At 52.2% G+C, this 13241-nt stretch carries 12 protein-coding genes and 1 pseudogene; 7 read left to right on the top strand and 6 right to left on the bottom strand.

Annotation, left to right across the window (positions count from 1 at the left end; all coding sequences use genetic code 11):
- Positions 1-6 precede the first annotated feature (6 nt).
- Both BUA54_RS18600 and BUA54_RS21005 read left to right on the top strand, forming a co-directional pair.
- Positions 7-287: pseudogene (locus BUA54_RS18600) on the top strand (IS66 family transposase); the annotation flags it as partial.
- A 338-nt stretch (positions 288-625) separates the two neighbouring features.
- Positions 626-1153, top strand: a complete 528-nt coding sequence (locus tag BUA54_RS21005) for a hypothetical protein (RefSeq protein WP_143155518.1) — start codon at positions 626-628, stop codon at positions 1151-1153.
- A gap of 114 nt (positions 1154-1267) precedes the next feature.
- Here the strand turns inward: BUA54_RS21005 and BUA54_RS18590 are convergent, their stop codons facing one another.
- On the bottom strand, positions 1268-1912 hold the full coding sequence (locus BUA54_RS18590; protein ID WP_072858766.1) for a tyrosine-type recombinase/integrase: 645 nt from the start codon (positions 1910-1912) through the stop codon (positions 1268-1270).
- A 360-nt stretch (positions 1913-2272) separates the two neighbouring features.
- On the opposite strand from BUA54_RS18590, the gene BUA54_RS18585 reads away from it, so the two are divergent.
- From BUA54_RS18585 to BUA54_RS18570, 4 genes are all read left to right on the top strand, one after another.
- Entirely contained in the window at positions 2273-3697 is a 1425-nt protein-coding gene (locus tag BUA54_RS18585; protein ID WP_072858765.1) for an ATP-binding protein, read from the top strand.
- A gap of 242 nt (positions 3698-3939) precedes the next feature.
- Positions 3940-4158: an ATP-binding protein gene (locus BUA54_RS21915; RefSeq protein WP_425434986.1), complete on the top strand. Its 219-nt coding sequence runs from the start codon at positions 3940-3942 to the stop codon at positions 4156-4158.
- A 294-nt stretch (positions 4159-4452) separates the two neighbouring features.
- Positions 4453-5043, top strand: a complete 591-nt coding sequence (locus BUA54_RS21000) for a hypothetical protein (RefSeq protein WP_072858764.1) — start codon at positions 4453-4455, stop codon at positions 5041-5043.
- 11 nt (positions 5044-5054) lie between these two features.
- Entirely contained in the window at positions 5055-6146 is a 1092-nt protein-coding gene (locus BUA54_RS18570; RefSeq protein ID WP_084114607.1) for a cache domain-containing protein, read from the top strand.
- A gap of 1 nt (position 6147) precedes the next feature.
- Here BUA54_RS18570 and BUA54_RS18565 read toward each other — a convergent pair whose 3' ends face one another.
- The 4 genes from BUA54_RS18565 to BUA54_RS18550 form a co-directional block, all read right to left on the bottom strand.
- Positions 6148-8172, bottom strand: coding sequence for a glycosyltransferase family 2 protein (locus BUA54_RS18565; RefSeq protein WP_245810794.1), 2025 nt, complete (start codon positions 8170-8172; stop codon positions 6148-6150).
- Positions 8132-9301 (bottom strand): HlyD family secretion protein, encoded by a 1170-nt coding sequence (locus BUA54_RS18560; protein ID WP_072858761.1) that lies wholly within the window; start codon positions 9299-9301, stop codon positions 8132-8134. Before BUA54_RS18560 ends, BUA54_RS18565 begins: the two co-directional genes overlap by 41 nt.
- 109 nt (positions 9302-9410) lie before the next feature.
- The gene (locus BUA54_RS18555; protein ID WP_178352792.1) at positions 9411-10484 is read right to left on the bottom strand and encodes a family 8 glycosyl hydrolase; all 1074 of its coding nucleotides are present in this window, start codon (positions 10482-10484) and stop codon (positions 9411-9413) included.
- Positions 10485-10963: 479 nt separating this feature from the next.
- Positions 10964-11851: a LysR family transcriptional regulator gene (locus BUA54_RS18550; protein ID WP_072858760.1), complete on the bottom strand. Its 888-nt coding sequence runs from the start codon at positions 11849-11851 to the stop codon at positions 10964-10966.
- 173 nt (positions 11852-12024) lie between these two features.
- Between BUA54_RS18550 and BUA54_RS20995 the strand changes: the two genes are divergently transcribed.
- Entirely contained in the window at positions 12025-12426 is a 402-nt protein-coding gene (locus tag BUA54_RS20995) for a hypothetical protein (RefSeq protein ID WP_072858759.1), read from the top strand.
- A gap of 279 nt (positions 12427-12705) precedes the next feature.
- On the opposite strand, the gene BUA54_RS21305 is transcribed toward BUA54_RS20995, so the two are convergent.
- Positions 12706-13241, bottom strand: a 536-nt coding sequence (locus BUA54_RS21305) for a hypothetical protein (protein WP_178352791.1), incomplete at its 5' end; no start/stop codon positions are given.

Below are 13241 nucleotides of genomic sequence, written 5' to 3'. Positions count from 1 at the left end.
GGAGAATCTCGTAAGTCGAAGCTGGGAGAAGTGCTGCGTTACGCCATGACGCTCCGTCAGATCTTCGAGCGCTTCTTGATCGACAGCCGCGTCGAGCTGGGTTCGAATATCGTCGAACGTGTCATCAGAGCCCAGACCATCCACGCAACAACAGCCTCTTCGCCGGATCGGATGGTGTTGACCGGACGTGCGCCACGATCGCCACACTCCTGCAGACCTGTAAAATGAACGGCGTCGACCCCGTCGCCTGGCTGACGCTGACCTTGATGTGCATCGCCGGCTACTGACCCAGTGCTGACGTCGATGAGCTAATGCGGTGGAACTACCCCACCTGAACGACCACGCCTCCCCGATTACGCTATGCAAGACACAACAAAAATATTGCTTGTGTATGTAAAAGGGTATCTTCAACACTATGTTGAACCGTAATTACGGAGGGCATCGAAATGTTTGGCATCAGACGAACGAACGATAGCAAGTCGAAGAGCAACGAGAAAACTGTGCCGCGCACAGGCAACGTGAAGGTGGTTCGCAGTATGACTCTTCCGAATGGCAAGACGGTTCGTGTTGTACGTAAGGATGTATTCAGACGCGCTATCGAACGCACTAAGTCTGAACAACCAGCATGAGCGAAGGGGGCGGCGAACCGGACTCTGATCGCCCTCGATACAGTACAGCTTTCGACAAAATGACAGAAGGCGACGCTGATGATCCCATCGGCCTGATGGCCTATGCCTTATACAAAAAAATGATCAAAGAGGATGTTCTGGAAGGATCCCGCATCTCAGGGGTGCCGAAGGACCCATCTCCCGACAAAGTGCGCTTTTATCGAGAAGCGGCTGCTCAGCGCCTCGAGAATTTTGCTTCTATATCGATTGATGAAGCTCGAGCGGAGATCCAAGAATCGGCCGTTTTGAACACGCTTGAGGCGCGAACGTCAGAAATTAAGCAGCACATTTCGGGCAGCACCGGCCCGATACGTGCGATAGTTACGAACGTGGTGGCATGGGCTTTCACCTTAATCATCACGCTAATCGTGCTGCTCATCACCCAGCCAGACCGTGTTGCAAAATATACAGGCCAAGCTGCTGGATCAGTAGCGCCAGAGCCTCAAGTCGATAGTCCGCAAGTTCCTCGTGCTACCAACAGATAACGTCAAAAAATAGAGCGTTAATTTGTCCAACATGGTTCGGCAGAACAGCCATGCATTTGGACCGCGCGGGGCTTGTTCCGGAATCCCGCTTCTCCAACCGAGTCTGCATCGACTTCAGAGATGGTACTTGCGGGCGATATCGAGCGCCTCGGCCTGTTCGGTGCCAATATACTCCTTGGTACTCTCGATACTGACGTGGCCGAGCAACAGCTGGGCCGCGCGCAGATTGCCGGTCTGCTGGTGGATGTACGTCGGGAAGGTGCGGCGCAGGGAGTGCAGCCCGTAGAGGGCGGGATCGAGCCGGGCCCGGACCAGCCAGCCCTTGAACAGACGCCAGAGCTGGCTCTCGCTCAGGTGTGAGTGCGACCACCGCACGCCCTGACCGGTGAACAGCCAGCTGTGCAGCGGCCGCTCTTCCGTAGCCAGATAAGTCCGCAGGCTCTCCCGGGTGACGGCCGACAGCCGGGCCTGGACCGGGCGGGCATTGCGGGTCCCGGTCTTCTTCTGGCGGATCTCGACGATCTCGCGCACCCCGAGGGGCGTCGCCACATCGGCAACCCGCAGCCGCACCAGGTCGGAGCCCCGGAAACAGGTATCGAGGGCGACGTTGAACAGCGCCAGATCCCGCACCGCCGCCGGTTGCGTCCGGCTGTCCTGGCGCAGCAGCAGCCGGATCAGGCTGACCTCGTCGGGGGTGAGGGGCGGCTTCTTGCCCACCACCTTGCCGCGGTTCCAGGCCGGTTTCGGAGGAGCTGTCATGGGGCTAATCCTTGCACGCTACACACGTATCATGGCGGGAAAGCACGCATCGTGGAAGATCCAAAGCGCAAAGAACCCATGAAACCCCTGTTTTATATAGCTCCACCCTATCGGCCGCCATGCGAGCTTATACCAAAAAGCTCGCATCATAGAAGCGTTTGTCTCCACGATTGGCTCGTTAGCTATGACAGTACGCATTAGACACAGCAAACTTATCAACCGTCACAGCACGCACTTTTTCCTTTGGGGTCTAATCTGTAGACTGCAATAGATACAAGAAAAGTACGTTGGCAGGGCTGATGAAAGATAAGAACTGCCCGATACTGTTTATTTGGATTTAACCAAAGCGAAGTTAAAGTAATGTTCCGAGACATTGTGCAAAGCTCACCAAACGGCGTCGTAGTATTTAATAATTCCGGTGGAGTCATTTTTTGTAATGAAAGGGCAGCCAAGATTCTAGCGGTCGACTGCAAATCTATTCTTGATCGGAATATAAGAGAGCTAACCCCAAATCTATCAATTACAAGTGAACCAACTACTGAAGGTAAATTTTATGATAGCAAAAGAAATATATTAACCACAACATCTAAGACCGGAAACAAAAAATATTACAATATAAAGTTAAATCACTTACCTGACACAAGCAGTGGCACGCTTAACATTTTAACTTTTATTGATGTTACAGAATATGTTCAGGCTTTACGGACAGTCGAAGATCAAGAAAAGCGTTGGGGTCTTGCATTGCAAGGTAGTCGGATTGGCGTTTTTGAATCCGATCTTCTTACTGGCGCCGGATTCGCCTCGAAGACTTGGTATGATTTGCTTGGAATTTCGGATATTATCGATTCAGATTCAGATGCAGAGTGGCACGCTCGTGTTCATCCGGATGATCTTGAATTCGTTGTTTCCAGCGATGCGCAGTGTATCGAAGGATTATCAGAAAAATCTGAGGCAGTCTTTCGTATGAAAGTTCAGGACGGTACATGGCGATGGATGAAATCAATCCTGAGGGTGACTGAGCGTGACGAAAAAGGGAAAGCTGTGCATTTGCTTGGTACGATGACTGATATTACCGAGGAAAAGCGCGTTGAAGAACTTAAAAACGATTTCGTTGCAACCGTCAGTCATGAGCTCCGTACGCCACTCGCAGCAGCATACGGTGCACTTGGACTTCTAACTAAATCTGTAGACGAAATGAGTTCAGAAAAGATAAATAAACTTATCGGCATAGCACAGCGAAACACTGCGCGGCTTATTCAGGTTGTCGACGAACTTCTTGATTTTCAAAAGCTCAGAACTGGTCATTTTTCGGTAGAAATGGAATTCCTTGACATGGTGGACATCGTCAGACAGGTAACTACTGACAGCGAGCCTTTTGCTCATAAGTTTAATATCAGTCTTACACTTGAGGTCCCGGATCTGAACGTCATGGTTCATGCAGATCCATTAAGACTCAAGCAGGTTTTGACAAATATTATATCTAATGCCGTTAAGTTCTCGAATCCTGGTGGAAATGTCCATATCAGCGTATTGCATGGTAATTATGATTGCAAAGTTTTGGTAAGAGACAATGGAAGAGGCATATCGAAGGATTTTCGAAAAAGAATGTTTGAGCCATTCTCGCAACAAGCTGATCACTTAATAAGAAATAAGGGAGGAAGTGGCCTGGGCTTGGCAATTTCTAAAGACCTCATTGAGCTGATGTCTGGAAAAATAGACTATAAATCAGAGCAAAATTATGAAACTACCTTTTGGATAACTTTACCTACAGTGCATGCAAATTAGACGTCTGGACTTTATAAATCAGAAACCAAACTTTCATCACTCAATATCACCAGTAAGAAGTTTTTTTATTTCTCAAATAAATATTTAACTGCACACACGATACCACAATATATCGATAAGAGCTATCTGGGAAATATTTTTCTATAATTAGAATCATTTAGCAATCCTATTTAATGATCAGGCCGAATATCTTCATCGTAAAGTAAAATTTTCATCGCGGACTACTGAAAATAAAATAATTAATAAAATTTAGAAATGCGCTACCACTGCAGCTTTATAAGCACGCTGACGGGGTTAACCCGAGAATTTACGGCGGAACAGGACTTGGTATGCCCATCGTGAAGCGTATGGTTGACCGGATGGAAGGTACTATCACCATTAAAAGCCAGCCAAGCCAAGGCTCAACACTTTCGATCTTAGTTCCACTACAAAGAGTTCTACATCACGGGGTTGCAGCTTAGCTTCATTGCTTAATTACCCAAGCAGTCGTCACACGAGATTCAAGTCCCGCAGCCTTGCGCAAAACGTCATTGATCCGGCTGCATCCCAAAGAGTCGGGCCGGGTTTGATTTAGTCTCGATTAAGATTTCACCGCGATTCGCCCATGCGCTTCATAATCACGATGTAACTATAATTCCTCTGCAGGCTCTCGGAACTTGGATTCTTGATTTTTTGTGGGCTTTTCGGTAGTTTGATATTGGAGCGATGTTTGGGGTGCGCGGGTGAGTAAGACATCTAGAGGTTTCCCACAGAGTATGAGAACAAAATTCGCTCGTCTTTTGTGTGGTGGACTCTGCTCGGCCGCGATTTTTTTTGCTTCAGGGGCCAATGCTGATGGGACATTTTTTCAGACAGATCTGTCAGGGACGACGTCTGGAGTGACGGTCAGTATCGGTCGTGGGGAACTTACCTATGGCGGTGGTGCTGTCAGATATGAAGGCGGCTACGCGTTAGGACTCAACGCAACATACAAGCTGCCATTTCGCACTGACCTCGTCACCGTACGGGTCGGTCCATCTTTGGGAACGACCCATAACGATGGCAAGCCTGGCCCCATCGACTTTGGCCTGAAGATCGCCTCAGAGCGTTATATTCCGACGAAGTTTGGCAGTCTTTATTTTCTAGCTGACCTTAACAGCATCGACACGTCATGGTTCTTGCTGTCTCAGTTTAGCTTCGCGCAGGCTGGAATGGCCGTCGAACTTTCTCACGGTGAAAGTACTACCTACACTGAGACATCCCTCGCAATTGCGAAGCGTCTGACAGGAAGTCCTGTCAGTTTGCGCGTCGGCTACAGATTCGATTCTTCAGCTGTCTTTGCGGGTATCTCGATTAATACGTTCTGAAAGGGTAGACTATGCCAAATTCACCAACCTACACGCAGTTGACTTTAACGCGGGCCGTTTATGGATTTGTGGCTGTCGGTATTTTTTTAGTTGGACTTTCAACGGCATTCCTACTCTTCACGAAGTCATCTACAATGTTGGATGGCGCACTTGATACTGCGGTGCGGGTTCGGGCAAGTTCCGCGGGTCAGAATCTGGCGCAAAGTCTCCACACTGACTGGCGCAACCTAAAATCACTGACTCAAAATATCCCAAGCAGTGATCCGCAACGGATTACTGGTATGATGGACGGTATGCGCGGCGACGGATCGCGGATCAGCTGGATCGGTTTCGCGGACGTGAACGGGAAGGTGCTCGACGCATCAGATGGCCTGCTGGTCGGTGCGGATGTAAGCGAAAGGCCGTGGTTCCGCAATGGGCTGCAAGCGCCATACGCAGGTGACGTCCACAAGGCCGTTCTGCTGGCCAAGATCCTAAGCCCCGATGCACCATCGGACTTACGCTTCGTTGATCTCGCCATGCCAGTCATTGACGAAACGGGCCAAAGGCTAGGCGTGGTAGGCGTCCATATCAACTTTGCCTGGGCAGAAGCTTATCTGCGCGAACAAGCGGAGGCTCTTGGTCTGATGCTGTATCTGGCAAGTGCTGATGGCCAGATCATTATGGCATCTGACGATGAAATTCCCAATGTAGACGAATTGCAGATCTTGCGGTCATCCATGTCTGGTGCCGATTTGGACGGACGGGAAGTTTGGCCGGACGGGAAGACATACTTCTCGTCGCTTGTACCTTCTATCCTGTACGCTGATCTACCGAACTTCGGATGGCGTTTGGTTGGCCGTCTGGACGGTTCTTTATTTGGTGGAAGTGTTGCAGCCGTCAAAGGTCAGTGGATGATCTTGATAGCCAACCTGTTGGTCGTTATGGCACTACTCACTGCAGTCTTCGTGCGCGTATTCATTTCGCCCATCGCAACTCTCGGACAATCAGCAGAAGACATTGCGGAGGGGAAAGACATTTATCCTCCTGACCTAAGCCGGACTAAAGAGATGGCACAATTATCGGCTTCTCTTGCCCGCATGCAGGTTTTGAAAAGCCGTTAAATCATGATCGACCAGCGTTGAATGACAAGCGCCGCGCGATATCCGCAATCATTGCAGTGCTCCGAACTCTCGCGACCCCCGGCATGTTGTCGTCAGCGTAGAATCTAAGCATGAGGTCCTCACGTTGTTCTTCAGTTGGCAGCAGATGCAGGCGAGCTCCTTCGGGCAATTGGGCGATCACATAGGCCTCGACGTCTCCGATATCGTCAATCCGCAGGCGACCGCGGGTACCTTCGGGATAAGGAGTGCCGCGTAAGCGGACAGTGTCTGACGTCAGCGACGTAATCCAGAGATCACGGCTGCGCCCCTCGGTCAGAAACGTCGCTCGCTCCGGCTCGTCCGCAATATGTCTCTCCCTGCGAGGCAGTTCGATGCAAGCGATGACGGTAACCGATAGGACAATCACGTTATAGATGCTCCAGAACAGCACGACCCACTTGCCGTCGCCGGCATCGGAAAAGGCGAAACGGTCAGAAAAAATACCGATCAAGAGGCCTAGTAGGGTCAGAAACAGCACCGCCGCAAAGGGTGCCATCAGACGCCATTGCACGACAACCTTAGACCGGTCACCTCCCTTAGCAGTAACGCTGAACGGATGGCCCCTAGGTTTGATGATCCCCACGATCGCGGCGCGACTGATCGCGATCGCCCCGATCAGCTGGCTCACGTCGTTGAGGATGGGGACAACCATACCCCGACTCAGGAGGTTCAGGACAATCAGAATCCAAATATAATAAGTTCCGAAATAGCCAATGACATCCGGCAAATCTGCGTTCACGACCGTGATGTTTCCGAACCAGTACAGCAGCGGATAAACGACAGAGGCAATCCGAAATGGAAAAGTGGTCAACCAGTAGAACACCGAGTCTGCGACGCTCCATCTGTCCCGGAACCGAAGCTTGTTCTTGCCAAGCGGACCAAGGTTCGATCGCGCAATCTGCATCAAGCCAAGGCACCAGCGCGCGCGTTGCGTTACGTATTCCTTCAATCCTTCGGGGGCCAGACCCTCTGTCAGCGGCTCTGCCAGATAGACACTGGTCCAGCCCTCGTTCTGTAACGTCAGGGTCAGCATGAAGTCTTCAGTGATGCTCTCTGTCGAAAATCCTCCGATGTCCTGTATCGCGGACCAGCGCACCATAGAAGAAGTGCCGCAGCAAAATGCGATCCCCCAGCCATCTCGACAGGGTTGCATGTGGTCAAAGAAAAACCTCTGTTCGTCGGGGTAGGACCGACTGAGCCCAAGGTTGTGCTGGATTGGATCGGCGTTGAAAAAGTGCTGTGGCGTCTGGACTAGGCCGACTTCGGGGTCATGAAACAACGCCATGGAGCGTGATATGAACCCTCGGTGCGGCACGAAGTCCGCGTCCAGTACAGCAATGAAATCTGGTTGAACCGGATCCTTGGCCAGCAGACCAAGAGTGTAGTTGATATTACCCGCCTTCGATCCCTTGTTGTCCGGACGTCGGACATAGCGAACGCTTTGTTTGGCACAATAGTCCTGCAACCAGTCCCGCCGCCCATCATCCAGAATGACGACATCTTTATTGTCATGTCGCAATGACTTTGCGCCAATGACCGTACGTTCCAGGACGTCCAGCGTTTCGTTGTAGGTTGCGATCAGAATAGCAACCCGAGGACTTTTGTCTCCCCACCACTTTGCATGGCGCGTCGCCTCATCGCTGCGCAGCGTGATGCGTGACATAATCACGAAGGCGCTCATCGATCCGATCAGTGCCAGCATTTCAAACGCCAAGAGCGACCAGCTGGCAAACATATCAATGGTAAAACCAAACGGCGCAACAGTTTGCGTCACGCGCCAGACTGCGTAGCGCAGCGCCAGAAGGCCTGCGATTGTTAGTATAGTGGACCGGTGCCAGATGTTGGTTCGGTTCACGATGACAGGAAGAATTATCCCGCAACCGATTAAGAACAGCAACAATGCCGCGCTGGTCTCGACCTCTGTCATATGGGGATAAAACATAGGATCAGAAGAGCTTACGTAAGCCATCGAGGGGGCGGCGATCAAAGAACGCACGACCTGTGCGACCGATGGCGCAGGACAACTCTGGATCGGTCGCAAGACCCGAAACGAGCAACGTCACATCGTAGCGTTCAAGATGCTTCTGGCTGGGGGCGACTGCCAGGTTCCGATAGATTGTGGCAGCACCGGCACCTGCCAATCGCGACACCGTCGCGTCATAGACACGGCTACTACCTAAGGGGCGGAATTTGGCGGGCTGACCGATCGTTAAGGTATTGTAGATCCCCTCGCTAACCGACAGGCTGACCATAATGGACCCACAGTCGACCATTCTGACCACTGGATCACCTCGTTCGACACGCTCTTGATCGGCTGCGAGAACCTCCCATAACAAGCCATCGACCGGTGCGGCAATATCGCCCCCCGTCAATCCATTCACGCGTTGTCTCTCGCGACCGATACGGGAGGCGACAGCCAGTTGCCGGGCTTCAACATCCGCGATGGAGGCATCCGTGGCTGCAAATTCGCTCCTCAACTCCACCGCGCGTTGCTCCGCGTTGGGAGCATCGTTGTAGCCATCCCCCAAAAAAACACCCGCCTGTGCCGCGCGCAAGGCGACTTCCAGCACTGCGACACGCTCTCGGGCGTGATTGAGCGCAAGGGCGGGAAAGCGCGGTTCGGCCGGCAACGCATCGTTAGGAGCCCCAACAGCATCCAAGACCGCATCTGTCTCTGGCTCGAGCGTACCGAGTTGTTCGATCAACGAAAGACGATCCTTCGCATGGTCCAACATGATCTCGATCTCTTCGATCCGGTGGCGCGAAAAAATTGCAGATCTCTTCTCTAGTTTGCCCAAAACATCCTGCGTCGCGATCCGATACGCAGTCAGACGCGCCAGCTCCGACAATAGAAAGTCCTGCTCCATTATTAGATCGTTCAGGCGAATATTGTCGACCAGCGGATCTGTAACCGAGGCTAGAACTTCGCCCTGCCCCACTTTCGCACCAAGGGCGCGACGTTCCATGTCGATCTGGCCGGCGACATCACTGCGGACCGTCACCAAACGGGCATTGATAAAGGCATCCGCACTCGCGCCTGACATCTGCTCCCCGACAATGATCCACAAGGCGACGATAATGGCCAAAGCTCCCAGCAAAAGACGTTTGTACTTCATGCTAAAACTTCCTGATGCTGGCAAATTTGCATTTGGATAACGTGCTTATGTGTCAAAAATTTGCAGTTAGAGTGGCGTTGACGATGTAAGTAGATGGCTGCCCGACGCATTAGTCGCGACAGCTTGTCGATTCCCTTTCGGCTACTTCGGATAAAAGTTGCAATGTCGCTGGGTAGTAAGATTGGCGATGCAGATTGTACCGCGAGATATTGAGTGGCTCGCAGTTAGCGAGAGCGGCAATCGCAAGATATCCCCGCTGGTTACTTTGCGCGACCAATCCGCTATCTGAAGTCGTTAAAACAGCAACATGACCCAAAGTGTCTGCAGTCGCAAACTCAGCCGCCGCACGTGCCACCGCAGGATGGTTGAATCTATCTGACCAAATTAAAAAAAGTGGGACGCGCAGTGCATCGTAGCCAGAACTGCGCCCATACTCTGGCGCTGTCACAAAGCCATCAGGCTTCACGTCGATCCAGTCAGGTATAGGCCCAAGGGCCGCGAGCTCAGACAACACCTGTTCACCGTGATCGGCTGCGGCGATCAGATTTGGCTGGTTTGCCGCAAGCCCAAGCTCACGTAGGGCCCGCGGCATAATGTATGACGGATTAATCAGGACCCGCTGTTGGTCGGTCCGCGCCTCTGCTCCCGGCGTCAGAAGTGGAGCGCTTGGCTCGCGCGGATCAGGTTGGATGCAAAGCGACGCTATATCTTGGGCAATGTTGCTGACGGCGTCCCCCATACCGGTCCAACCGGAGTCCCGTTGTGCGCGTAGGAGCGCCCAAGCGCGAAACAGATCTCCATCGGTAGCGGATTGCCAATCCTGACCAGCCACCCCCCTCTCAGGGTGCCAGCGCCACGCCATCAAGTGATCCTGCCGGACTAACAGATTCGCCCGCGTCCAAGCCTCGATACGGTCGAAAGCCTCACGATCGCCGTTCGCCTGTGCAAGAAGCGCACCGTAGCCCTGACCTTCTGAATGACTTATGCCGCCGTTTTGTGCATCAACTATTCGGCCGTCACGCGAGAGGAATCTGGATTTCCAAGTCGGCCAGAGGATGGATTGGTTTGTCGGCACATTACTTTCGGCATATCCAGAAGAGGGTCTCACGATAGAAAAAGAAAATATAAAACAGCCTTGTATCGCGCTACGACGGGTCAATTTGAATTTGAAATTCTTGAGCAAAGCCCTACTCAATATTTTTGGATTTAAATAAAATATATATACGTTTTAAAAAAAATTAAAGTTCTTTATGTGGTGACACAGCACGCCCTTAAATGGTGTTTTTGGCCTATGTCGAATCGGGCCGGTAAAGGCTGCACCATCATGCAAGCATATAGCCAGAAGCTCGCATGCTGCGTAAAGTCGGTCGGGTCTTGGTCGCGGAAGGAAGCGGGTCAAAAACGTGTCAGAACATCCGCGGTTTTGCGTGGGGATTTTGACCCGACCAAGATGCTGATATTTCGAGAGGTAGGGCAAGGGGACAAAAACGACCGTATTTGTCCCGCATATTGTGACCAGGGGTTTTTGTCCAAAGCGGCCATTCATGACATTTGCGGCGAAAGTCGGGACCGAGCCCAAACTGCAGCAATTTTGTCATGTTCCAAACGCTTCTCGTGCGTTAAATCCAACTGGATCCCTGCAAAGATATCTGCGTTTTAGACCTAACTTTGTTCTTCCGCGCTCAAACCCGCGATCGACATGAGCCAATGAGCGAACATCTCCATGGCAGGCGATACGGCCTTCGCTTTTATTGTCGTCAACCAATAGTGACCTGTTGAGGCTTCGAGCGGAAACGGCTGGATGAGGCGACCATTTCTGATGTGATTGGCGAACATGCGCGAGGGCAAGAGTGCGACGCCTAATCCCTCTGCTGCCAGTTCGGCCAGCGCGAGAGATGAATCTAGGACCGGTCCGCGCAGGGCAGGACAGCTAAGTCCGTTTTGGGAGAACCAGACGGACCATTCTTCCGATCTGTATGATCGCAAAAGTTGCTCACCCAGCAGATCTGCTGGGACATGAAGTCGAGTAGCGACATCTGGTGCACAAAGCGGCGTCAACGGTGCGGCTAGCAGGGGCGTATTCGTCAGTCCAGGCCAGGACCCATCTCCAAACCTGATCGCCATATCGAGCCCTTCGCGGGTCAGGTCAACGCGATTGTTGTTGGTTGATATACGCAGATCGATACCCGGGTGCTGGAGCGCAAAATCTTCTACCCGTGGTAAAAGCCAGCCAACGGCAAAAGTCGTGACAACGCCGACGTGAAGTGTTTCTCGGTACTGCCCGTCTAGAAACCGATCGAGAACATGTCCGACCCGATCAAATGTCTCGGTCAGGACGGGCAAAAGGGCACCCCCCTCGTCAGTCAAAATGAGGCCCGCTGAACTTCGCTTGAACAAGGTTACGCCAAGGCTTTTTTCTAAGGCAATTACCTGATGGCTGACGGCAGCTTGCGTCACGCACAACTCAATCGCTGCTGCAGTGAAGCTCCCCTGTCGCGCTGCGACTTCAAATGTGCGTAGAGCCGTTAAAGGAAGGTTGGGCCGATCCATGCGACCAAATTTTTCTAATGACTATTACAAGAAATAGTCGTTTGTCTGTATGCCTGCAACCAACTATTCAGTTTCAGCAAGAAATTAATTTGTATCCCGACCTTCATACGCACCATGACCTGTTGTCAGACAGCGGATCGCAGGTGCGCAATGCAAAAACAATGTGAGGCAAAATGCAGTACAAAAATGCGACGATACTTCTTGGCTTGATGGCAATGTTAGCAACGCCAGTCTCAGCACAGAACGAACCCCACTTTGATGAAGATGGACCGTTTCGTGAAGGCGAAGGGTTTGGGACGCCAGCGACATGCGAGACTATGGCTGATTGGATCGACCGTGTACCTGATTACGGTGGTCGAATATCTATGGTTATCGATGGTGCCATAGTTGAGAACCATTTCGACGGAGCACTGGCCTATCTCATCATGTGTGAGCCTGAGGATATTCAGGTCATGTGTATCACCTATCATGATCACGATGCTTCGGACGAGATCGTCCGCTTTGCTGGCGGCTACAACAGAAATGCTGAACGACAGATTATTCTTGATCCGTGTTTGGTATACCCCGCCGACTAAGACATTTCGGCGCACAAGGCCTGCACGGCGTGCCTAGGCATGCCGGGTGGGCAGCAGCCTTCTGAAACCGCAAGCTTCAAGCTGGTTGAGACCAAGTGGTCGATCATATTAGAAGAACAAACGGCAGCAAGGTCCGCACACCGAACCTTTTCGAGCATTCAACAAACCGACTTCTTTGGCGGTCTGCGCAAGTGCAGAGAATGGCGTCTCTAAGTCCTTTATGACCGATGCTGCGGTACACATGAACGGAGGCTATTTAGACGGACATTTTATTGGGCGTTACCGCTTAATGGACCAAACCATGGCTGTTTCGTATCCCGCAGCATCGAGCATTGCGATTTTGGAGCGCCACTTGGCGGGGCAAACCACGAATGCAGCCCCCATCCCTCTGTCCGCAAAGGCGGCCTCGGCTGCGCGCAGAAGCATGGTCGCGCCCTCGCCATCGTTTGCAAGAACCGTGGGGTTGGCGAGGTCCGGGTGGTAATAGTCGTCTATGACACCTGTTCCGGTGATGTCGTGCGCCGGCGGAAAATGCAGCCGTGAAGCGGGCTGAGCGATCACGTAGCCATTCAGGTTTTCCGGCGACCCCATAACCATCATGTCCCGGTCACGCAGCGTCAGGCTTCGGTTCATCCAGCCAGTAAATCTGGCATCTGCATCGGAATGCTGTTCCCAAAAGGGGTCGATCTCGAAAAGGGTCTGCTTGTTTTCCGCTGCCCGCGTGACGATGCCGGGGACGTCAGACTCGGTGGCCAGTCGGACTGTTTGGGGGCGTCCGGCGTCGCCGAGATCTGTTCGGGAGAGGTAGAGCGTTA

This window comes from Loktanella atrilutea (assembly GCF_900128995.1).
In the GTDB taxonomy this organism is placed as follows: domain Bacteria; phylum Pseudomonadota; class Alphaproteobacteria; order Rhodobacterales; family Rhodobacteraceae; genus Loktanella; species Loktanella atrilutea.
Note: the sequence above shows the minus strand (reverse complement) of the source record. Positions and strands in the feature narration are given on the sequence as shown.